Source organism: Caulobacter sp. SRI_008 (assembly GCF_057586355.1).
The window spans coordinates 240,641-261,686 of record NZ_JBYCZS010000001.1 but is presented as its reverse complement, the minus strand read 5'-3'; the positions used below and the strand labels follow the sequence as shown (position 1 = coordinate 261,686).

The window sequence follows — 21,046 nt, the reverse complement described above, 5'->3', positions numbered from 1 at the left end:
GGCCATGATACTGACCTGTCCGGAGTGCGCCAGCCGCTATTTCGTCGACGACGCCAAGGTCGGTGCGACCGGTCGTGTCGTGCGTTGCGCCTCGTGTGGCGCGCGCTGGACCGCGCGTAACGAAAACGCCGCCGACGAAGAGCTGTTCGATGCGCCGCCGACCGTCGGGACACCCCCGGGGCCGGCCAACGACGGGGCCGCCGCGGCCGCGGCGCTGGATCCCCTGCACGCCCTCGACGACACGCCCGAACCCGAGCCGCCGGTCAGCGCCCTGCCGGGCGAGGAACTGCCCAAGGTGTTCCGCGCCCGCGCCGACGCCGAACGGCGCCTGAAGGAGGCCAAGACCACCGGCATTGTCTGGGGCGGCATGGTCGCGGTGATGGTGGTGGTGCTGGTCGGGGCCGGGGTGTTCCGCCTCAACATCGGCAAGCTCTGGCCGAGCACGGCCGGCGCCTACGCCATGGTCGGCGCGCCGATCAACACCATCGGCCTGATCGTCGAGGAAAACAGCATCCGGGCCGAGCCGACGATGCAGGACGGCCGCGCCGCCCTGACCATCACCGGCGTCATCCGCAACATCACCGAAAAGCCGGTGCAGGCGCCGCCGCTGCGCATCGCCCTGCTCAACAAGGCCCAGAAGCGCGTGGCCGGCCAGCTGGCCGCCGCCGCCGACCCGACCATCCCGCCAGGCCAGACCCGCCACTTCTCGGTCGTCCTGCTGAACCCGCCGTCCAGCGCCCAGGTGCTGGAGATCGCCTTCGCGGTCGAGAAGGGCGCGGGCCACGCGGTGAAGACCGGTCTGCACGCGGCCGAGGGCGGCCACGGCGAGCCGGAACTGCGCGGCGCCCAGGACACGCCGACCGAGGATCATGCCGCCGCCGAGGGGCATACGGAGGATTCCGCGGCCGAAGGGGCTGGACATGACGCCCCTGGTCATGAGACCGGAGCGGCCGAAGCGGCTCCCGCCGAGCATCATTGACCAAGATCCCCTGACATGACCGATCCCGCCCGCCCCGAAGTGCTCATTTCAGAGCAAGAAATCGCCGAGCGGGTCGAGGCCCTGGCCCGTCAGATCGCGCCGCGCATCGACGACGACACCGTCGCCGTCTGCCTGCTGACCGGCGGCCTGTGGTTCGCCGCCGACCTGACCCGCGCCCTGTGGAAGGCCGGCCGCAACGTCCGCTTCGACGCCCTGTGGCTGGCCTCGTACCATGACGAGCGCAAGAGCACCGGTCGCTGCGAAGTGCGCGCCGACCTGCAGCGCCCGCTGGTCGGTCGCCGCGCCCTGGTGGTCGACGACGTGTTCGACACCGGCCTGTCGCTGTCGGAAGCCGCCCGCCTGGTGAAGGACGCCGGCGCCAGCGAAGTGCTGACCGCCGTCTTCGCCCGCAAGCCCTGGCCGACCTCGCGCGGCATGGAGCCCGACTTCGTGGCCTGGGAAGCTCCGGCCCGCTACCTCGTCGGCTACGGCCTCGACGACGAAGGCAAGAGCCGCGGCCTGCCCTACATCGGCGCCCTGGACTAAGGATCCTGGTCCTTCTGCCCTTGCGGGAGAAGGTGTCAGCGAAGCTGACGGATGAGGGGTCTCTCAGACGTCAAACGCCGCGAAAGCTGATCGGCTTTCGCGGCGTTTCTGTTCGTGCGACCCCTCACCCGACCTCCCTCCGGGAGGCCACCCTCTCCCGCAAGGGGAGAGGGGGTCAGTCCATCGCCCTGACCGTGGTCGCGATGAATCCGCCGCCGAGCACGCGTTCCGGATCGGCGGGGTCGTAGAGCACGCAGGCCTGGCCGGGGGCGACGCCTTCTTCCAGGCCGTCGAACACCAGCCGCACGCCGCCGTCTTCCAGCGACAGGCGTCCGGCGACCGGCTCGCGGGTCGAGCGCACGCGGGCCAGGACCGGCGCCTGGGCCTTGGCGGCCTCGATCAGGTCGTCCTCGCCGCCCAGCCAGTTGTCTTCCTTCAGGGTCAGCGACTTGGTCAGCAGGGCCTCGCGCGGACCAACCACGACGTGGCGCTTTTCGGCGTCGATGCGCACCACGAACAGCGGCTCGCCCGTGCCGCCGCCGACATTCAGCCCGCGACGCTGGCCGATCGTGTAGCGGGTGACGCCCTCGTGGCGGCCCAGCACCTTGCCGTCCAGGTGCACGATGTCGCCAGCCACCGCGCCCTGCGGACGAATCCGGTCGATCACCGTGGTGTACTTGCCCTCGGGCACGAAGCAGATGTCCTGGCTGTCGGGCTTGTCGGCCACCGACAGGCCCAGGGCGGCCGCGACGGCGCGGACCTGCGGCTTGGCGAAGCCGCCCAGCGGGAAGCGCAGGAAGTCGAGCTGCTCGCGCGTGGTGGCGAACAGGAAGTAGGACTGGTCCTTGCCCGGGTCGGCCGCGCGGCGCAGCTGCGGGCGGTTGCCGCCGCCGACAAAGCCGCGCTGCACGTAGTGGCCGGTCGCCATGGCCTCGGCGCCCAGGTCGCGGGCCACGTCCAGCAGGTCGCGGAACTTGACGGTCTGGTTGCAGCGCACGCAGGGGATCGGCGTCTCGCCGCGCAGATAGGCGTCGGCGAACTCCTCGATGACCTGTTCCTTGAAGCGGCTTTCGTAGTCCAGCACGTAGTGCGGGATGCCGATCCGCTCGGCCGCCATGCGGGCGTCCATGATGTCCTGGCCGGCGCAGCAGGCGCCCTTCTTCGAGATCGCCGCGCCGTGGTCGTAGAGCTGCAGGGTCACGCCCACCACGTCGTAGCCGGCGCGGGCCAGCAGGGCGGCGGTGACGGTCGAGTCCACGCCGCCGGACATGGCCGCGACGATCCGGGTTCCCTCGGGAAGACCGACGGCCTGCTTCACCGCCTGCGCGGCCTGCGCGATCAGGGCGTCGCCCTCGGCGACGGGGGCGTGGGCGGGGTCGAAACGGGCGAGGTCGGCGTCCATCGCGGCTATTTAGGCCCTGAGCGACGGTTTTGCGAGGCTGAGCAGCGTCGCAGGTCGCGGCGGCTTGCAATCATGCTGACAAAGGGCGGCGGCTGGGCGGGTTATCCGGGGCGTTCGGGCGAGGGGAGAGGCGATGGCGGCGGACGATCGCGCGGCGGATCCGAGACTGGTCGAGGCCTGGGTAGACGGCTGGGCGCTGTCGCGCGGCGTGGCCAGGCCTGAGCGGATCGCGGGCGGCTTTCATCTGACGGTGAGCGAGCCGGGGCATCTGGCGCGCTACGTCTTTCCCGCGCTCGACGCGGTCGCCCTTAATCGGCTGGGGCGGGGGATCGATCAGCCGGGCGTGTTCCTGAAGGCGTTCTGCCCGCCCGAGGCGCTGATCGCGGCCCTCGACGAGCGCTGGCGGCTGGAAAGCTGCGCCGACCTGATGGCGGCGGCCCTGGATGGCGCCCCGGCGGTCGAGCCCGATCCCGCCTATCGCCTGTCGACGACCCTCGAAGGCGCGGTGCTGGTCATCGCCGCGACGGCCCCGGACGGGACGCTGGCGGCCTCCGGGCGCGCGGCGCTGACCGGATCGTTCGCGGTGTTCGACAAGATCGTCACGGATCCGGCCCACCAGAGGCGAGGTCTCGGCAGGGCCGTGATGACGCGCCTCGGCGCCGAGGCTGTCGTTCGCGGGGCGGAGGAGGGCGTCCTGGCCGCCACGGTCGAGGGGCGGGCGCTCTATGAGGCGCTCGGCTGGCGGTTCGAGGGCCGCCTCCACACGGCGGTCATCCCAGGTCCAGACGCCTAGACGAGGCCCTACTTCAGCACGTTCAGCAGCGACGAGCTTTGCAGCGTCGAGAACACCTGGGCCGAGGCCTGGACCGCCAGCTGGGCGGCTTGAAGACGGGTGACGGCCTCGGCCATGTCGACGTCGACGACGCCGCCGATCATCACCGTCAGGCTGTCGGACTGGTTTTGCAGCGCGGTCTGGGCGTCCTCGAAGCGGCTCTGGTTCAGGCCGTTCTTGCCCTGGGCCGTGGTCAGGCCCTTCTGGGCGGTGTCGAACGACGACAGCGTGCCCTTGAGGAAGGTGGTCTGGGCCTCGGTCAGGTTGCCGCTGAAGGCGCCGTTGGCGTCGACATAGGCCTGGATCTGCTTGAAGGCGTCGAACAGGTCCGTGCCCAAAGCGTCGCCTAGCACGCCGGTCTTCACCGTCGTCGACTCGTCGATGCGGTTGGTTGTGACGTACTGGTCGTTCTGGAACAGCGAGGCCGTGCTGGGCGCGGCCGTCAGGTCGGCCATGCTGGTGGCCGTGGTCGTGGGCGTGTCGGTCTTGGCGCCCGAGAACACGTAGTAGCCGTTGGACTTGGTGTTCAGGCCGCGCACCGCGTCGCCGAAGGCGTTCTGGAGCTGCTCCATCAGGGTGGTGGCGTTGCCGGCCGCCAGGGCGTTGGCGATCGCCTCGCGGGCGTCGCCGGCCGCGTCGGCGACCTGGCCGATGCCGGTGTCCTGCATGTCGAGGCGGTTGGAGACCAGCTTGGTCTGGTCCAGGAAGCCGTCGATCTTGGCCTGGGCGCTCTTCATCGCCGTCAGCATCTCGGCGTTCTTGGCGTAGCCCTTCAGGTCGCTGGCGATCTTCTGGCTGGAGACCTGTTCGCCGATCTCGTTCTGGCGCACCTGCGCCAGCATGAGATTGGAGGTCATCACGCCGAAGTTGCTGGAAGTGGAGACACGGGTCATGGGCGGCCTCAGATGAGGTTGGTCAGAACGTCGTACATGTCCTTGCTCGCCTGGATCAGGCGGGCGGAGGCGTTGAACGCCTGCTGGTACGTCGTCAGATTGATGAGCTCTTCGTCGAGATTGACGCCCTCTTGCGACTGGCGCTGGGTGTCGACCTCGGTCTTGACCGAAGCGGTGGCGTCCTTCCGGGACTCGGCGGCGGCCGCCTTGCGGGCGATCGAGCCGGAGAAGTCGGCGGCGTAGCGCAGGACGCTGCTGGTCGCCGCGCCGACGCCGCCGGCGGCCGAGAAGTTGACCGTGCTGTCGCCGGCCTTGGCCAGGGCCAGGGCGCCGCGGGCGTCGCCGACGGCCAGGGACGAGGTCCCCGCCGCGGCGGTCAGGTCCAGCTTGGCGAAGGCCAGACGGCTGGGGTTGGAATCCAGGGTGGCGTCGACCGCGTAGCTCGAGGCGCGGGTGCTGCGCTCGGACGGGCCCAGGCCGAACAGCTGGCTCAGCGTCGGACCGCCGGTGCCGCGCTCGGTGTTGTCCTCGACCACCGACAGGGTGACCGGCGAGGCGCTGTTGGAGCTGAAGTTCAGCGCGCCCTTGGAGTCGAGCGAGAAGGTCCCGTACTGGCCCGCGCCGTCGCTGCGCGAGTTCATGGCGGTCAGCAGGTCCTGCATGGTGCCGCCCGGCGGGACGGTGACCTTCACGTCGCGGATGCGGCCGCCTTCGACGTCGGTCAGGCGCAGGGTGATGGTGTCGCCGGCGGTGAAGCCGTGCTGCGAGGCCGTGGTCATGCCCGTCTCGTACGGCGAGTAGCCGGTCGAGCGGACGATGTCGTTGAGGCCGAAATAGTGGCTGAAGCCCTTGCCGGCCTTGGTCGACGGGGTGGTCGCGTCGTCGGCGACGGCCACGCCCAGGCCGCCGTTGGCCGACAGGCTGAGCGCGCCGTCCGAGAAGGTGGCCTGGCCGTCGGTTCCCAGGGCGCTGTTCAACTGGGTCAGGAAGTTGCCGGGCGTGAACGACGGGCCGGCGGCGCCGTCGACGGTCATCGTGCCGGCGGTGAAGTCGACGTCGATGCGGCGCTGGATGACGCCGCTGGAGTCGGTCAGGGCGATCGTCGTCTTGCCGGTGAAGCCCGAGAAGGCGGTCGTGGCGTCCAGGCCGGTGTTGCGGCCGGTCAGGCTGGTGGGGGCGGGGACCGCCGAGTTGGCGTTGGAGGCGCGGTTCAGCTCTTCGGTGGCGCGGCTGACGAACTCGCCCAGCTGGTCCTGCAGGGCCGGCAGCTCGGTGTTGCGCAGCTCCATCAGGCCCTTGAGCTCGCCGCTGCTGATGTACAGCGGGCTGGGCTGGCCGCCGCTGTTGGGCAGGGTGACGGTCAGGTAGCCGTTGGCGGTGGGCGACTGCTCGTACTTGACGGTGGCCGCGCCGTCGCCGGCCAGGCTGAGGCCTTCGGTCGAACGGATCAGCACGCCGCCGTTGGCGCGCTGGCTGACCTGCACGTTCATCAGGCCCGACAGTTCGTCGATCAGGCCGCTCTGGATGTTCTCCGAGCCGGTCGAGTCGACGCCGGTGGTCTTGGCGCGGGTGATGTCGGTGTTCAGCTCGTCGATCTGCTTGAGCAGCACGTTCACCCGGTCAACATCGGCCGAGATCTTGGTGTCGGCGTCCTTGCCCAGGTTCGACAGGCCGGCGGTGATGCGGCTGGACTCGCCGAGGAAGTCCTCGACCTTGGTCAGGGCCTGGGTGCGCAGCAGCGACGAGGACGGCTCGTCGGCGGCCTGCGAGAACGACGAATAGACGTCGTCGAGCATCGAGAAGAAGTTGGTGCTGGCGCTGGGGTCGCCGAACAGCTTCTGGGCGTTGTCGAGCGCGCTGGACAGCGCCGAGGCCCGGCCCGAGTCCGACGCGGCGTTCAGGCTGGCCGACTGCAGGAAGCGGTCGGTCGCGCGCTTGATCGCGTCGATATTGACGCCCACCCCCATGCCGTTCGACACGAGGTTCGACTGGCTGACGGTCTTGCGGACGTAGCCGGCGGTGTTGACGTTGGCGATGTTGTCGGAGACGACGCGCAGGCCCGTCTGGGCGGCCATCATCCCCGAAGTCGCGGTGTTCAGGATGGTGTTGAGGGACATCAGAGGTCTCCTGTCCGCCCGGCAAAGCACGAACCACGCGACGCGACCTTGCCCGGCGAAACTTGCCGGGTCCGGGTCGAGAGCGTCTCGTTACAGATGTGCAAACCGTTGAAATACAAGGCGTTGGGTTCCATGCGCCGTGCGGACGACGAAAAGGTGAGCGCAAGGATGGCGCCAACCTCGGTCCTGGCCCGGCTGCGACGCGCCGACGCGGCAAGCGAGGGGTCATTCTTTCCGTTTCCGCCCGGCAAAAAGCGCCGCAACCTGTCGAAATAAAAGGGTAAATCAGGAGTTAAAATCTGCAAAATCAAAGGCTTGTAAGAAATTTCCGGGTTGGCCCGGTGATTGCTCAGGGAACGGCGGATCAAGGCGTGCTCCATCCGAGCCGTCATCCAGCCCGAGCGTACCGACCCGCATGACCGCGATCGCCGCCTCTCTTCCGCTTCCGACGCCCGCCTCGGGCGCCGCCGGCGTTTCCGACGCTTCTAGCGCCGGCGACGTGTTCGGCGCGCTGCTGGCCGCGTCGGGCGACGAAGGCGGGTCCGACCAGGCCGAAGCCCGTCCGACGGGCAAGTCGCAGGCCAAGCCGACGACCAAGGCCGCCAGCGACCGCAAGGATGGTGAAGACGCCTCCGCGGGCCAGGACGCCGCCGCCGCCCAGGTGGGCGCGGCCGTGGTCGCCGCCATGACCGTTCAACAACAACCGGCCAAGCCGGCCCAGGGCGATGACGCCACGGCCGCCGCCGCTGCTTCCACCGAGACCGCCGCCCAATCGGCTGCTCAGTCGGCCGCCCAATCGGCTGTTCAGGGCGCCGATGCGGGCGAAGGCCTGCTGGCCAAGGCCGCCGACCTGATCGGCGACGTGGCCGAGACCGTCGCCGGCGTCGCCAAGCTGGCCGGCGCGGCTCCCGTCGCCGCCGCGGCCACGGCCGTCGCCGCCGCCGCCGACCTGACCTCCGACGCTGTCGCCGCCGCGCCGACGACCGAAGGCGAGGCCGCTCCGGCCCCTCCGGTCGCGACCGTCGACCTGTCGGCGCTGCAAACCCTGTCGCCGAGCGAGCAGGGGCCGGCTTCCGCCGACCTGACCAAGCTGGCCGAGCAGGCCGCCCTGGCCAACCAGACCGCCAAGACGACCGACAAGCCCGTCGCCGCCGAGGCCAAGTCCACGACCGACGCCGCCAAGCCGGCCGCCGCCCAGCCGGCCGCCGCCCAGCCGGCCGCCGTCTCGCTGGGCGACGAGATCGCCAGCCTGACCGCCGTTCAGACGGCCGCCGAGGACGTGGCCCCCGCCGCGACCGACGCCCAGGCCGTCGAAACCACCGAAGTCGCCGCGTCGGCCGCCCTGACCCAGGCCGCCAAGCCCGCCGAGACCGTTCCGGTCGCGCCGCAGGCCGGCAAGACCGAGGTCGCCGCCAAGGGCGAGGCCGTGGTCACCGCCCAGGCCGTGGCCGCCGACCAGGCCGCCCAGGACGCCGCGACCAACAGCGACGGCGACAAGAGCGGCGCCGACGCCTTCGCCAAGATGGCGACCGACACCGTCTCGACCGACGCGCCCGCCGCCAAGATCGACGCGACCTTCACCCCGACCGTCCAGACCCAGGCCGCGCAAACGGCCCAGGCTCCGGCCGAGACCATCGTCCGCGGCTCGCCCGAGACGGTCGCGGCCCTGTCGGCCGAGATCAGCAAGAAGCTCGACGCCAAGTCGACCCGCTTCGACATCGTCCTGACGCCGGAAGGCCTGGGCAAGGTCGACGTGCAGGTGCGCATCGGCGCCGAGGGCAAGCTGACCGCGACCCTGGCCTTCGACAATCCGCAAGCGGCCGCCGACCTGCGCCACCGCGCCGGCGAGCTGCGCCAGGCCTTGAGCCAGGCCGGCTTCGACGTCGCCGACAACGCCCTGAAGTTCGACGTGTCGAGCCAGGGCGGCAACAGCGGCCAGGGCCAGCAGCAGAACGCCTTCTTCGACTTCCAAGGCGGCGACCACGGCCGCCGCGCCTTCGCCGGCCGCGCCTTCGCGGGCGCCGCCGTCGAGGACATCCCCACCGTTTCGGCTTCGTCGCTGATCCCTGGTTACCGCGGTGCGGAAACCAGCGGCGTCGACGTCAAAATCTAGGAGCAAGCGTCATGGCCACCACGACCGCGACGTCCAGCAGCACCTCGGTGCTCGACAAGATCAACAACTCCAAGAACTCGCTCGCCAGCAGCGAAGAGACCTTCCTGAAGCTGCTGACGACCCAGATGAAGAACCAGGATCCGTTGTCGCCGATGGATTCCAACGCCTTCACCGGCCAGATCGTCCAGATGACGGGCGTCGAGCAGCAGCTGGTCACCAACGACCTGCTGGCGGCCCTGGTCGGCATGAACGACGGCGGCCTGACCAACGCCCTGGGCATGATGGACAAGCTGGCCACGGCCGAGACCACCAAGGCCACCATCAAGAACAGCAAGGCCGACTGGAGCTACACCCAGGCCCAGGCCGGCACCTCGGTGAAGATCGAGGTCCTCGACAAGTACGGCGCGACCATCGCCACCAAGTACCCGGACGACATGTCCAAGGGCGACCACACCTTCACCTGGGACGGCAAGTCCGACGAGGGCACGGCCCAGGCCGAGGGCGGCGAATACACCCTGAAGATCACCGCCATCAACGCCGATGGCGCGAACATCACCACCAGCTCCAAGGGCCGGATCGAAGGCATCGTGACCGCGGTGACCAACGAGAGCGGCCAGAACATGGTCACCATCGACGGGGTCAAGGTCCCGATCAGTTCGGTGATCGGCGTCACCAACCCGCCGGCGACCACCACCAGCTAAGGCCCCGCCGGCCTCTACCGAATGAACCGGGCGTCAGAAAGACGCCGACGCGGTCCCCCCGAGCCAGACGGCCGATCCGGACCCAAACGCAAACAGCGCTGAACCCCTCGACACAAACTTCACGAGCAGGAATTCAGTCATGTCCATCAACAGCGCCATGCTCGCCGGCGTTTCCGGTCTGGTCGCCAACTCCTCGGCCCTGGCCGCCATCTCGGACAACATCGCCAACGTCAACACCGTCGGCTACAAGCGTTCGTCGGCCAACTTCTCGACCCTGGTCACCTCGCAGAGCAAGAACAGCACCTACAGCGCCGGCGGCGTGAAGGCGCTGACGCACCAGTTCATCAGCCAGCAGGGCCTGACCCAGTCGACGACCTCGAACCTCGACCTGTCGATCTCGGGTTCGGGCTTCTTCGTCACCACCGAGAAGCCGGAAGGCCTGACCGCCACCGACACCCGCTCGTTCACCCGCGCCGGTTCGTTCCAGCTGGACAACCTCGGCTACCTGAAGAACGACGCCGGTCTCTACCTGCAGGGCTGGCTGGCCGACCCGGTCACCGGCGCGATCACGCCCGACCCGTCGGACTTGACCCAGCTGTCGTCGATCAACGTCGGCAGCGTCGGCGGCACCGCCGAGAAGACCACCCGCGTCGGCGTCAACGCCAACCTGCGTTCGGAACAGCCGGTCTCGGCCTCGGCCAGCTTCACCACGGGCGTCAAGTCCGTGACCGACAGCGCCGGCGCCGCGCACAACTACACGGTCGCCTATTCCCCGACGGGCACGGGCAACACCTATGACGTCAAGCTGTACGAAGGCACGAACCTGGTCTCCAGCGGCACGGCCGCCTACGACCCGACCACCGGCGCCCTGACCACCTACACCCCGGCCGGCACCACCACGCCGTCGGCGGCCATCGACATCGGCGGCGGCACGACGGTCTCGTTCGCCTCGCTGGGCGTCAACACCAAGACCGAAGTGGCGGCCGGCGGCGTCTATGACCCGGCCAGCAACTCGATGTCGGACTACGCGCTCGACAGCACCACCGGCGTGAAGCCGGACTTCGAGATCCAGGTTCCGATCTCGGACTCCAAGGGCGGCCAGCGCAACGTCACCCTGTCGCTGCTCAAGGGTCCGGGCCCGAACGAGTGGTACGCCGAACTGCGCGCCAAGCCGGGCGACCTGGACAACAACGCCAACGGCCTGATCAGCTCGGGCAAGATCACCTTCACCACCGACGGCAAGCTGTCTTCGACCGGCACGCTGTTCGGCACGACCAACCCGACCTCGATCACCATCGACGCCTCGGACCCCACCGCCACCGGCACGGGTCCGCGCTGGGCCGACAGCCTGGGCATCGACAGCCAGTCGGTGCAGATCGACCTGGCCAACGCCGCCGGCGGCCTGACCCAGTACAACAGCCAGTCGGTCGTGCAGTCGGTGAACACCAACGGCACCGCGTTCGGCAACCTGACCAACATCGAAGTCGATGAAGACGGCTACGTCTCGGCGATCTTCGACAACGGCGTCACCCGCCGCATCGCCCAGGTGGCGGTCGCGACCTTCTCGAATCCGAACGGCCTGAAGGGCGTCAACGGCAACGCCTACCGCGTCACCAATGAAAGCGGCACCTACAGCCTGAAGACCCCGGGCTCGGGCGGCGCCGGTTCTCTGGCTCCTTCGACGCTGGAAGCTTCGACTGTCGACCTGTCGACTGAGTTCACCGGCCTCATCACTACGCAACGCGCCTACTCGGCGTCGTCGAAAATCATCACCACCGCTGATCAGATGCTGGAAGAACTTCTGAGCATTAAGCGCTGATCATAGGTATTAACCGCTTTTAATCAGAGTGTGTCACATCGATACACTTTGATAGCCTGGGGAAGTCCGATGTTTAGGTCTTTCTTTACTACTGGAATTAAGCCGCTGTTATTTCCCGGCGCCTATATTCCTCATCAACAGTGATGGTTGTGGGAAAGGCGTAAAGCCATGTTGCAGCAGCAGCGCACGAACAGCCGGGGTGAAAAGTACGTCATCGGTCCGACCGGTGCGCCTCTTACCCTGTCGGATCTGCCGCCTCCGGAAACCCAGCGTTGGGTGATCCGGCGTAAGGCCGAGGTGGTGGCCGCCGTTCGCGGTGGTCTCCTCTCGCTCGACGAGGCGTGCGATCGTTACAAGCTGACCAACGAGGAATTCCTCGCCTGGCAGCAGTCTATCGACCGGCATGGCCTGGCGGGTCTTCGGACCACCCGGCTTCAGCAGTACCGCTAAACGGCGGAAAAACTGATAGGGCGCGAGGGGTTATGCTCCGCAAAGCGCCCGAACGGTCTGTTCAGCGGCCGCGTCCCCCAGGACGCGGCCGCGACCATTTGGCGCCTTCGTCATCTTCATCCCGCCTCAAATCTAAAGTCGGCGTTAACCATCGACTGGGTAAATCCTGCCTAGCGACGGCGGGCTCCGGTCTGTCTCGCATGCGCCCCGTTCGGACGCAGTTTGAGGGACAGGCCCAGTGGATAAATTCCTGAGCGCGATTCAAAGGTTCGGCGTCGGTCGACTGGCCGCCCTGGCGGGCGTCGCCGTCGGCTCCATCGCCGTGCTGGCCGCGGTCGTCATGATGCTGGGCAAGCAGCCGAGCGAGCTGCTGTACTCGAACCTCGACCTCAAGGAAGCTTCGTCGGTCACCCAGGCGCTGGATCAGGCCGGCATCAAGTACGAGACCAAGGGCGACGGCTCGACCATCATGGTCGCCCGCGACAAGGTCAATTCCGCCCGCCTGCTGGTTTCGGGCAAGGGCCTCGTGACCTCGGGCTCGATCGGCTACGAGATCTTCGACAATTCCACAGCGCTGGGCCAGACCGACTTCGTCCAGCAGCTGAACCGCCAGCGCGCCCTGCAGGGCGAGCTGGAACGCACCATCCGCGGCTGGCAGGGCGTGCGCGACGTTCGCGTCCACCTGGTGCTGCCCAAGCGCCAGCTGTTCGAGGAAGACGCCGAGCAACCGTCGGCCGCCGTCACCATCGGCACCGCCGGCCGCGAAGCCTCCTCCGACATGGTTTCGGCCATCCAGAACCTGATCGCCGGCTCCGTCCCGGGCATGAAGGGCGAGCGCGTCAACGTCATCGACGAACGGGGCAAGACCCTGTCGGCCGGCGGCGACGAGAGTCTGGCCGGCAAGCTGGCCCAGGACCGCAAGTCGGAAGCCGAAGCCCGCATCGGCAAGAGCGTCAAGGAAATGCTCGACGGCGTCCTCGGCCCGGGCAAGGCCCGCGTCACGGTCACCGCCGACATCGACCTGAACCGCGTCACCACCCAGGAAAAGAAGTACGATCCGGACGGTCAGGTCGTGCGCTCGGAAAGCACCAGCGCCAACAACGCCTCCGAGACCAAGAACGAAGACAACAGCGGCGTCACCGCCACCCAGAACATCCCCGGCGGCCAGCCCGGCGGCGCGCAGCCGATCGGCTCGACCTCGGGCGGCAACGAAACCACCACCAACTACGAGATCTCCGAGTCGGTCCGCACCGAGGTCGTCGAGCCAGGCGCCATGAAGAAGCTGGCCGTGGCTGTGGCCGTGGACGGCGTCACCGCCGCCCCGGGCAAGGACGGCAAGCCGGGCGCCTACACCCCGCGCACCGCCGAGGAGATCGCCCAGATCGAAGAACTGGTGAAGACCGCCATCGGCTACGACGCCGCCCGCGGCGACCAGGTCAAGGTCACCAACATCCGCTTCCCCACGGCCGAGGACCAGGGGCTGACCGAAGGCGGCCTGATGTCGGGTTTCGACAAGAACGACCTGATGCGCATCGCCGAGATCGGCGTCCTGGCCATCGTCGCCCTGCTGATCCTGCTGTTCGCGGTGCGTCCGTTCCTGAAGAGCCTGAGCCAGCCGGCCGGCGGTCACCCGATCCAGATGGCCTTGGGCCACGACGGCTCGCCGGCCGTGACCCGCCTGGTCACCCTGTCGGACGGCACCACCCAGCAGGTCGTCGTCGACCAGTCGGGCGAGCCGATCGCCATCGCCGGCCCGACCAGCGACATCGATCAGCGCATCGACATCGCCAAGATCGAAGGCCAGGTGAAGGCGTCGTCGATCAAGCGCGTCTCGGAGTTCGTCGAGCGCCACCCCGAAGAGTCGGTCGCGATCCTGCGCAACTGGCTGCACGAGTCGGAGTGACGGAATGAAGGCCGCCGTCAACGACATCTCCAAGCTGGCCGGGCCCGAAAAGGCCGCCATCGTCCTGCTCGCCCTCGGCGAAGAGCACACCAAGATCTGGGAAGCTCTCGACGACGAGGAGATCAAGGAAGTCTCGCAGGCCATGGCCAGCCTCGGCACGGTCTCGGCCAGCGTCGTGGAAGAGCTGCTGGTCGAGTTCGTCTCGGGCATGAGCTCGACCGGCGCGATCATGGGCTCGTACGAGCAGACCCAGCGTCTGCTGCAGTCGTTCATGCCGCCCGAGAAGGTCGACGCCCTGATGGAAGAGATCCGCGGTCCGGCGGGTCGAACCATGTGGGACAAGCTCGGCAACGTGAATGAGGCCGTGCTCGCCAACTACCTGAAGAACGAATACCCGCAGACCGTCGCCGTCGTGCTGTCGAAGGTGAAGAGCGACCACGCCGCCCGCGTGCTGGCCTGCCTGCCGGAAGACTTCGCGCTGGAATGCGTCACCCGCATGCTGCGCATGGAGCCGGTGCAGCGCGAGATCCTCGACAAGATCGAGCAGACCCTGCGGATCGAGTTCATGTCGAACCTGGCGCGCACCTCCAAGCGCGACAGCCACGAGATGATGGCCGAGATCTTCAACAACTTCGATCGCCAGACCGAAGCGCGCTTCATCGCCGCCCTGGAAGAGCGCAACCGCGAGGCGGCCGAGCGCATCCGGGCCCTGATGTTCGTGTTCGAGGACCTGTCGAAGCTGGATCCGGGCGGCGTGCAGACCCTGCTGCGCGCCACCGGCAAGGAACAGCTGGCCCTGGCCCTGAAGGGCGCCTCGGACAAGCTGCGCGAGATGTTCTTCTCCAACATGTCCGAACGCGCTTCGAAGATCATGCGCGAGGACATGGAAAGCATGGGTCCGGTGCGTCTGAAGGACGTCGACCAGGCCCAGGTCGCCATGGTCCAGATCGCCAAGGATCTCGCCGCCAAGGGCGAGATCATGCTGGCCGGTTCGGGCAGCGACGACGAGCTGATCTACTGAGGCGCGCGGGATGACCAACGGAACCTATCAGCGCTTCGCCTTCGACACGGTCTTCGACGACCGTGGCGGGGTGGCCTACGAGGCCCCCAAGGTGAAGAAGAGCTTCACCCCCGAGGAAGTCGAGGCCGCCAAGGCCGAGGCCTTCGCGCAGGGCGAGCGTTCGGCCGTGGCCCGCGCCGAGCAGGAGGCGACCCAGGCCCTGAACGCCATCGCCCACGCCGTGCACGGCGCGATGTCGACCCTGGCCGCCGTCGCCCACGAGCACCGCGAGGGCTCGGCGCGCCTGGCCCTGGCCTGCGCCAACAAGATCGCCGACGCGGCGCTGGACCAGTTCCCCGAGGCTCCGGCCTCGGCGGCCCTGATCGCCCTGGCCCGCGAGGTCGAGGCTTCGCCCAAGCTCAGCGTCCGGGTCGCGCCCCACCTGGTGGAGCGCACCCAGGCGGCCCTGGAGCAGACGGCCCACGCCGTCGGCTATCCGGGCATGATCGTCGCCCGCGCCGACCCCAACCAGCCGCCCGCCGCCTTCGTCCTCGACTGGGGCGACGGCCGGGCCGAATTCAATCCGGACGAGGCGGCGCAACGCGTCGCCGAAGCCCTGGACGCCGCCATCGCGGCCGAAGGGCTGCACGCCGAACCCCTGCTTCCTAGCGAAGGCTGACAGCCATGTCCGACGACCTGACCCTCAACGATTTCAACGGCGGCATGCTCGCCTCGGAGATCCCGGTCGAGCTGAGCGACAAGATCGCCTCCGACCTGGCGCCGGTGTTCGACGTTCCCGTCAACATCTCCGCCGTGCTCGGCCGCTCCAACATGTCGGTCGCCCAGCTGCTGCAGCTGCAGGCCGGCTCGATCCTCGAACTCGACCGCAAGGTCGGCGAGGCGATCGACATCTACGTCAACAACCGCCTGGTGGCCCGGGGCGAGGTCGTCGTCGTCGACGAGCGCCTGGGCGTGACCATGACGGAAATCATCAAGGACGGCGACGCCGCGGGCTGAGCCTTCGGTTTCGAACGTCCCCAGTAGTCCGCGCCCCTTCGAAAAAGGGGCGAAGCAGTAGAAGATCGGTCCGGAAGGGCCGCCCGGAGAGAATACGATGCGCCTCTTGGTCGTTGGTAAACTGAACGGTCAGCTCTCGGTCGCCGTGAAGATGGCGATGAACGCCGGGGCCAAGGTTTCGCACGTCGAGACGACGGAGCAGGCGACCAACGCGCTGCGGGCCGGGCAGGGCGCCGACCTGATGATGGTCGACTACGGCCTCGACATCGCCGGCCTGATCGCCGCCAACGAGAGCGAGCGGATCCGGGTGCCGGTGGTGGCCTGCGGCGTCGACGCCGACCCGATGCGCGCGGCCGGGGCCATCAAGGCCGGGGCCAAGGAATTCATCCCGCTGCCGCCGGACGCCGAGCTGATCGCCGCCGTCCTGGCCGCGGTGACCGACGACAACCGTCCGATGATCGCCCGCGACCCCAACATGGAGCAGGTGATCAAGCTGGCCGACCAGGTCGCGCCGTCGGACGCCTCGATCCTGATCACCGGCGAGAGCGGCTCGGGTAAGGAAGTGATGGCCCGCCACGTCCACGCCAAGTCGCGTCGGGCCAAGGCGCCGTTCATCAGCGTCAACTGCGCCGCCATCCCCGAGAACCTGCTGGAAAGCGAGCTGTTCGGCCACGAGAAGGGGGCCTTCACCGGCGCTCTGGCCCGCCGCATCGGCAAGTTCGAGGAAGCCAACGGCGGCACCCTGCTGCTGGACGAAATCTCGGAAATGGACGTGCGCCTGCAGGCCAAGCTGCTGCGCGCCATCCAGGAGCGCGAGATCGACCGTGTCGGCGGCACCAAGCCGGTGAAGGTCGACATCCGCATCCTCGCGACCAGCAACCGCAACCTGGCCGAAGCGGTCAAGGAAGGCGTGTTCCGCGAAGACCTGCTCTACCGCCTGAACGTCGTGAACCTGGCCCTGCCGCCGCTGCGCGAACGCCCGGGCGACATCATCAATCTGTGCGAGCACTTCGTGAAGAAGTACTCGGCCGCCAACGGCATCGACCTGAAGCCGATCTCGGCCGAGGCCAAGCGCCGTCTGATCGCCCACCGCTGGCCGGGCAACGTGCGCGAGCTGGAAAACGCCATGCACCGCGCGGTGCTGCTGTCGACCGGTCCGGAGATCGAGGAGTTCGCCATCCGCCTGCCGGACGGCCAGCCCCTGGCCCCGGCGCCCGACGCGGCCGTGGCCCGCGGCGCCTCGATGGCGGCGGCCGAGGCCGTGGCTTCGGCGGCGACCCGCAATTTCGTCGGCCAGACGGTCGCCGAGATGGAGCAGACCCTGATCATCGACACGCTCGAGCACTGCCTTGGCAACCGCACCCACGCGGCCAACATCCTGGGCATTTCGATCCGCACCCTGCGCAACAAGCTCAAGGAATACGGCGATGCCGGCGTCAGCGTTCCGCCCCCGCAGGGCGGCGTGGGCGCGGCGGCCTAAACCTTGAGTACGTAACGCCGTTCGGCGCCCGCGACGATCGGTCCGGCGCCGAACATGGCTAATTTCGATTAAGGAGATGGCGGGCCGCTCCAAATCGCTCCAAGCGGAACGGTCCACTCCCGTAGACAGCAGCAAGGCTTTCCATGGCTGACGCCGCCGCCCCCAAGGCCGCAAGCTCGATCCCCAGCGCCAAGTCGCTGTGGGAAGGGATCCTGCGCGGCGAGATGGGCCTGGCCGTCGGCGTCGTCGGCATCATCGTCCTGCTGATCCTGCCCGTGCCGCCGTTCCTGCTGGACGTGCTGCTGGCCGTGTCGCTGACCGGCTCGGTGCTGATCCTGATGACCGCGGTGCTGATCAAGAAGCCGCTGGAATTCACCTCGTTCCCGACCGTGCTGCTGGTCGCGACGCTCTACCGCCTTGGCCTCAACATCGCCTCGACCCGCCTGATCCTGGGCAATGGTCACGAGGGCGGCCACGGGGCCGGCGCGGTCATCGCCGCCTTCGGCAACCTGATGATGCAAGGCAACTTCGTCATCGGCGTGATCGTCTTCATCATCCTGGTGGTGGTGAACTTCATGGTCGTCACCAAGGGTTCGGGCCGGATCGCGGAAGTCGCGGCCCGCTTCACCCTGGACGCCATGCCCGGCAAGCAGATGGCCATCGACGCCGACCTGTCGACCGGCCTGATCGACCAGGACACCGCCAAGATCCGCCGCAAGGAGCTTGAGCAGGAAAGCACCTTCTTCGGCGCCATGGACGGCGCCAGCAAGTTCGTGAAGGGCGACGCCGTCGCCGGCCTGATCATCACCGGCATCAACATCGTCGGCGGCATCCTGATCGGCGTCGTTCAGCACAAGGTGCCGATCGGCGAGGCCGCCTCGACCTACACCCTGATGACCATCGGCGACGGCCTGGTCAGCCAGATCCCGGCCCTGATCATCTCGATCGCCGCCGGTCTGGTGGTGTCGAAGGCCGGCGTCGAGGGCAGCGCCGACAAGGCCCTGACCACCCAGCTAGCCATGAACCCGGTCGCCCTGGGCATGGTTTCGGCCTCGTCGGGCGTCATCGCCCTGATCCCGGGCATGCCGCTGCTGCCGTTCGCCGGCCTGGCGGTCGGCGCGGGTTTCCTGGCCTATCGCCGCGCCCAGCAGGCCAAGCTGGCCCCCGCCAGGGAGGCCGCGGCCGCGGCGGCAAAGGCCGCCGCCGACGCGCCGGCCGAGCCGGAAGAGGAGCCGATCAGCGCGGCCCTGGCCATCGACGACGTCAAGATCGAGCTGGGCTACGGCCTGCTGACCCTGATCAACGACCTGGAAGGCCGCCGCCTGACCGACCAGATCCGCGCCCTGCGCAAGACCCTGGCCACCGAGTTCGGCTTCGTCATGCCCCCGGTGCGGATCCTCGACAACATGCGCCTGGCCAACCAGGGCTACGCCATTCGCATCAAGGAGATGGAGGCGGGTCTGGGCGAAGTGCGCCTGGGCCACCTGATGGCCATGGATCCGCGCGGCGGCCAGGTGGAGCTGCCCGGCGAGCACGTGCGCGAGCCTGCCTTCGGCCTGCCGGCCACCTGGGTCGCCGACGACCTGCGCGAAGAGGCGACGTTCCGCGGCTACACCGTCGTCGATCCGGCCACCGTGCTGACCACGCACCTGACCGAGATCCTAAAGGAGAACATGGCCGACCTGCTCTCCTACGCCGAGGTGCAGAAGCTCTTGAAGGAGCTGCCGGAGAACCAGAAGAAGCTCGTCGACGACCTGATCCCCGGCGTGGTCAACGCCGCCACGATCCAGCGCGTGCTGCAGGCCCTGCTCAAGGAGCGCGTCTCGATCCGCGATCTGCCGCAGATCCTGGAAGGCATCGGCGAGGCCGCCCCGCACACCAGCTCGGTGACCCAGCTGGTCGAGCAGGTCCGCGCCCGCCTGGCCCGCCAGCTGTGCTGGGCCAACCGCGGCGACGACGGCGCCCTGCCGATCATCACCCTGTCGGCCGACTGGGAGCAGGCCTTCGCCGACGCCCTGATTGGGCCCGGCGATGACAAGCAGCTAGCCCTGGCCCCCTCGCGCCTGCAGGACTTCATCCGCGGCGTGCGCGACACCTTCGAGCGCGCCGCCCTGCAGGGCGAGTCGCCGGTGCTGCTGACCAGCCCGGCCATCCGCCCCTATGTGCGCTCGATCATCGAGCGCTTCCGCGGCCAGACCGTGGTGATGAGCCAGAACGAGATCCACCCCCGCGCCCGTCTGAAGACGGTGGGGATGGTCTAGGCCGGCCCTACGGCCGCGCCGGCTTGTTGATCACCGAGACCGAGACGCCGGGCTTCTCGACGCCCGGGCAGGCGCCCGGGACGTTGCAGTTGTAGGTGATGGTCGTGCAGCCCGTCGTGACGAGCAGCAGGGCGAGACAAAGGGTGAGGCGCAAAGCCGACTCCTGCAAAAAGCTGCATCCTTGCTAGTCCTCGCGGGGCTTGGCCACAACGTGCGAGCGTCGCGCTCCCTCTTGCACTTCCCGGAATAAGTCAGACAAATACCCGTCGCCGTGGGAACGTCCACGCGTGACGGGAGGATTTCAGATGGGCTTCAACGCCTGGCGCCGCCGCTCGCTTGGAGCCTGCGCATCGCTTCTGGCGCTCGGCCTGCTGGGCGCCGCGCCCGCCTGGGCCGCTCCCGCCAAACAGGTCGAGATCGTCAAGCGCCTGAAGCCCGGCAGGGCCCCGGCGGTAAAGGAACAGACCGCCTATCTGCTCGTCTATTTCAAGGACGAGACCCATTCCCTGCACTTCGCCGTCTCGTCCGACGGCTACAGCTTCACCGACGTCAACGATGGCGCGCCGGTGCTGGAGGGGCGGGACGTGGCCGAGCAGAAAGGCCTGCGCGACCCGCACATCGCTCGTGACCCGGACGGGGCCTTCTATCTGGCGATGACCGACCTGCACATCTTCGCCCAGGAGAAGGGTCTTCGCTCAGACAAATGGGAGCGGCCGGAGAAGGGCTATGGCTGGGGCAACAACCGCGGCCTGATCCTGATGAAGTCGTACGACCTGGTACACTGGACCCATTCCATCGTGCGGGTCGACAAGCTGTTCCCGCAGATGGGCGACATCGGCTGCGCCTGGGCGCCGGAGACGATCTACGATCCGGCCCGCAAGGCGATGATGGTCTATTTCACGACCCGGGTCGGCGCCGGCCGTAACTCTCTCGTCTACGCCTACGCCGATGACGCCTTCACCACCCTGACCGCCGAACCCAGGCCGCTGCTGGCCCATCCCGATCCGAGCCAGAGCCTGATCGACGGCGACATCACCAAGGTGGGCGACACCTACCACCTGTTCGCGGTGGGCTACGACAAGCCGGCGGGCATCCGCCACGCGACGTCGAAGAGCCTGACCGGCGGCTATGTCTACGAGCCTGGCAAGATCGATCCCGAAGCCGTCGCCGCCGAGGCCCCAACCCTGTGGCGGCGGACGGGAACCGACGCCTACGTCCTGATGTACGACGTGTTCGGGGCCAAGCCGAACAACATGGGCTTCTCGGAGACGACCGACTTCGTCCACTACAGGAACCTGGGCCGTTTCAACGACCCCGGCTCGCCGATGAAGGCGACCAACTTCCAGAGCCCCAAGCACGGGGCGGTGATCCCCGTGACGCCGGCCGAGGTGGAGCGGTTGAGGGCGTGGTTCGGCGGAAACCCTCTCTCTTTGAGAGAGGGAGGGGCCCGCGCCAAAGGCGTGGGAGGGTGAGAGGTAACAAACTCGCCGAGTGAAGCGCGGCGGCTCAGCGCGGGCTACGATATTGGCGGGG

The 21,046-nt window shown here is 68.3% G+C and carries 19 protein-coding genes; 14 read left to right on the top strand and 5 right to left on the bottom strand.

What is annotated here, in order from left to right; genetic code table 11:
• Positions 1–4 precede the first annotated feature (4 nt).
• Positions 5–979 (top strand): MJ0042-type zinc finger domain-containing protein, encoded by a 975-nt coding sequence (locus AC2YHT_RS01205; protein ID WP_487287774.1) that lies wholly within the window; start codon positions 5–7, stop codon positions 977–979.
• Positions 980–994: 15 nt separating this feature from the next.
• A complete protein-coding gene (locus tag AC2YHT_RS01200) occupies positions 995–1,525 on the top strand; it encodes a phosphoribosyltransferase (RefSeq protein WP_110118024.1) in 531 nt (176 codons plus the stop codon).
• 175 nt (positions 1,526–1,700) lie between these two features.
• Here AC2YHT_RS01200 and mnmA read toward each other — a convergent pair whose 3' ends face one another.
• On the bottom strand, positions 1,701–2,927 hold the full coding sequence (mnmA, locus tag AC2YHT_RS01195) for a tRNA 2-thiouridine(34) synthase MnmA (RefSeq protein WP_487287773.1): 1,227 nt from the start codon (positions 2,925–2,927) through the stop codon (positions 1,701–1,703).
• A 133-nt stretch (positions 2,928–3,060) separates the two neighbouring features.
• On the opposite strand from mnmA, the gene AC2YHT_RS01190 reads away from it, so the two are divergent.
• Positions 3,061–3,720, top strand: a complete 660-nt coding sequence (locus AC2YHT_RS01190; RefSeq protein WP_487287772.1) for a GNAT family N-acetyltransferase — start codon at positions 3,061–3,063, stop codon at positions 3,718–3,720.
• Positions 3,721–3,728: 8 nt separating this feature from the next.
• Here AC2YHT_RS01190 and AC2YHT_RS01185 read toward each other — a convergent pair whose 3' ends face one another.
• The 3 genes from AC2YHT_RS01185 to AC2YHT_RS01175 are packed head-to-tail and all read right to left on the bottom strand — an operon-like array spanning position 3,729 to position 7,137.
• On the bottom strand, positions 3,729–4,652 hold the full coding sequence (locus AC2YHT_RS01185; protein WP_487287771.1) for a flagellin: 924 nt from the start codon (positions 4,650–4,652) through the stop codon (positions 3,729–3,731).
• A gap of 8 nt (positions 4,653–4,660) precedes the next feature.
• Entirely contained in the window at positions 4,661–6,769 is a 2,109-nt protein-coding gene (gene flgK / locus AC2YHT_RS01180; protein WP_487287770.1) for a flagellar hook-associated protein FlgK, read from the bottom strand.
• Complete coding sequence (locus tag AC2YHT_RS01175; RefSeq protein ID WP_487287769.1) at positions 6,769–7,137, bottom strand: hypothetical protein; 369 nt, start codon at positions 7,135–7,137, stop codon at positions 6,769–6,771. Before AC2YHT_RS01175 ends, flgK begins: the two co-directional genes overlap by 1 nt.
• A gap of 47 nt (positions 7,138–7,184) precedes the next feature.
• On the opposite strand from AC2YHT_RS01175, the gene AC2YHT_RS01170 reads away from it, so the two are divergent.
• From AC2YHT_RS01170 to flhA, 10 genes are all read left to right on the top strand, one after another.
• Positions 7,185–8,882: a flagellar hook-length control protein FliK gene (locus AC2YHT_RS01170; RefSeq protein ID WP_487287768.1), complete on the top strand. Its 1,698-nt coding sequence runs from the start codon at positions 7,185–7,187 to the stop codon at positions 8,880–8,882.
• An 11-nt stretch (positions 8,883–8,893) separates the two neighbouring features.
• Complete coding sequence (locus AC2YHT_RS01165; RefSeq protein WP_487287767.1) at positions 8,894–9,583, top strand: flagellar hook assembly protein FlgD; 690 nt, start codon at positions 8,894–8,896, stop codon at positions 9,581–9,583.
• A 139-nt stretch (positions 9,584–9,722) separates the two neighbouring features.
• Entirely contained in the window at positions 9,723–11,402 is a 1,680-nt protein-coding gene (gene flgE, locus AC2YHT_RS01160) for a flagellar hook protein FlgE (RefSeq protein WP_487287766.1), read from the top strand.
• A gap of 168 nt (positions 11,403–11,570) precedes the next feature.
• On the top strand, positions 11,571–11,852 hold the full coding sequence (sciP, locus tag AC2YHT_RS01155) for a CtrA inhibitor SciP (RefSeq protein ID WP_007675208.1): 282 nt from the start codon (positions 11,571–11,573) through the stop codon (positions 11,850–11,852).
• A 238-nt stretch (positions 11,853–12,090) separates the two neighbouring features.
• On the top strand, positions 12,091–13,755 hold the full coding sequence (gene fliF / locus AC2YHT_RS01150; protein ID WP_487287765.1) for a flagellar basal-body MS-ring/collar protein FliF: 1,665 nt from the start codon (positions 12,091–12,093) through the stop codon (positions 13,753–13,755).
• A gap of 4 nt (positions 13,756–13,759) precedes the next feature.
• Positions 13,760–14,776, top strand: coding sequence for a flagellar motor switch protein FliG (fliG, locus tag AC2YHT_RS01145; RefSeq protein WP_487287764.1), 1,017 nt, complete (start codon positions 13,760–13,762; stop codon positions 14,774–14,776).
• Positions 14,777–14,786: 10 nt separating this feature from the next.
• Positions 14,787–15,434, top strand: a complete 648-nt coding sequence (locus AC2YHT_RS01140) for a FliH/SctL family protein (RefSeq protein WP_487287763.1) — start codon at positions 14,787–14,789, stop codon at positions 15,432–15,434.
• Positions 15,435–15,439: 5 nt separating this feature from the next.
• Complete coding sequence (gene fliN / locus AC2YHT_RS01135) at positions 15,440–15,772, top strand: flagellar motor switch protein FliN (protein WP_058346608.1); 333 nt, start codon at positions 15,440–15,442, stop codon at positions 15,770–15,772.
• Between the two features lie 97 nt (positions 15,773–15,869).
• Complete coding sequence (gene flbD, locus AC2YHT_RS01130; protein WP_110133308.1) at positions 15,870–17,252, top strand: sigma-54-dependent transcriptional regulator FlbD; 1,383 nt, start codon at positions 15,870–15,872, stop codon at positions 17,250–17,252.
• Positions 17,253–17,395: 143 nt separating this feature from the next.
• Positions 17,396–19,513 carry a flagellar biosynthesis protein FlhA gene (gene flhA / locus AC2YHT_RS01125; protein ID WP_110118010.1) on the top strand — a complete coding sequence of 706 codons (2,118 nt, stop codon included), beginning with the start codon at positions 17,396–17,398 and terminating at the stop codon, positions 19,511–19,513.
• A 7-nt stretch (positions 19,514–19,520) separates the two neighbouring features.
• Here the strand turns inward: flhA and AC2YHT_RS01120 are convergent, their stop codons facing one another.
• Positions 19,521–19,667 (bottom strand): hypothetical protein, encoded by a 147-nt coding sequence (locus AC2YHT_RS01120; RefSeq protein WP_158285962.1) that lies wholly within the window; start codon positions 19,665–19,667, stop codon positions 19,521–19,523.
• 151 nt (positions 19,668–19,818) lie between these two features.
• Here AC2YHT_RS01120 and AC2YHT_RS01115 point away from each other — a divergent pair, with 151 nt between their 5' ends.
• Positions 19,819–20,985 (top strand): glycoside hydrolase family 43 protein, encoded by a 1,167-nt coding sequence (locus AC2YHT_RS01115; protein ID WP_487287762.1) that lies wholly within the window; start codon positions 19,819–19,821, stop codon positions 20,983–20,985.
• Positions 20,986–21,046: the final 61 nt, after the last annotated feature.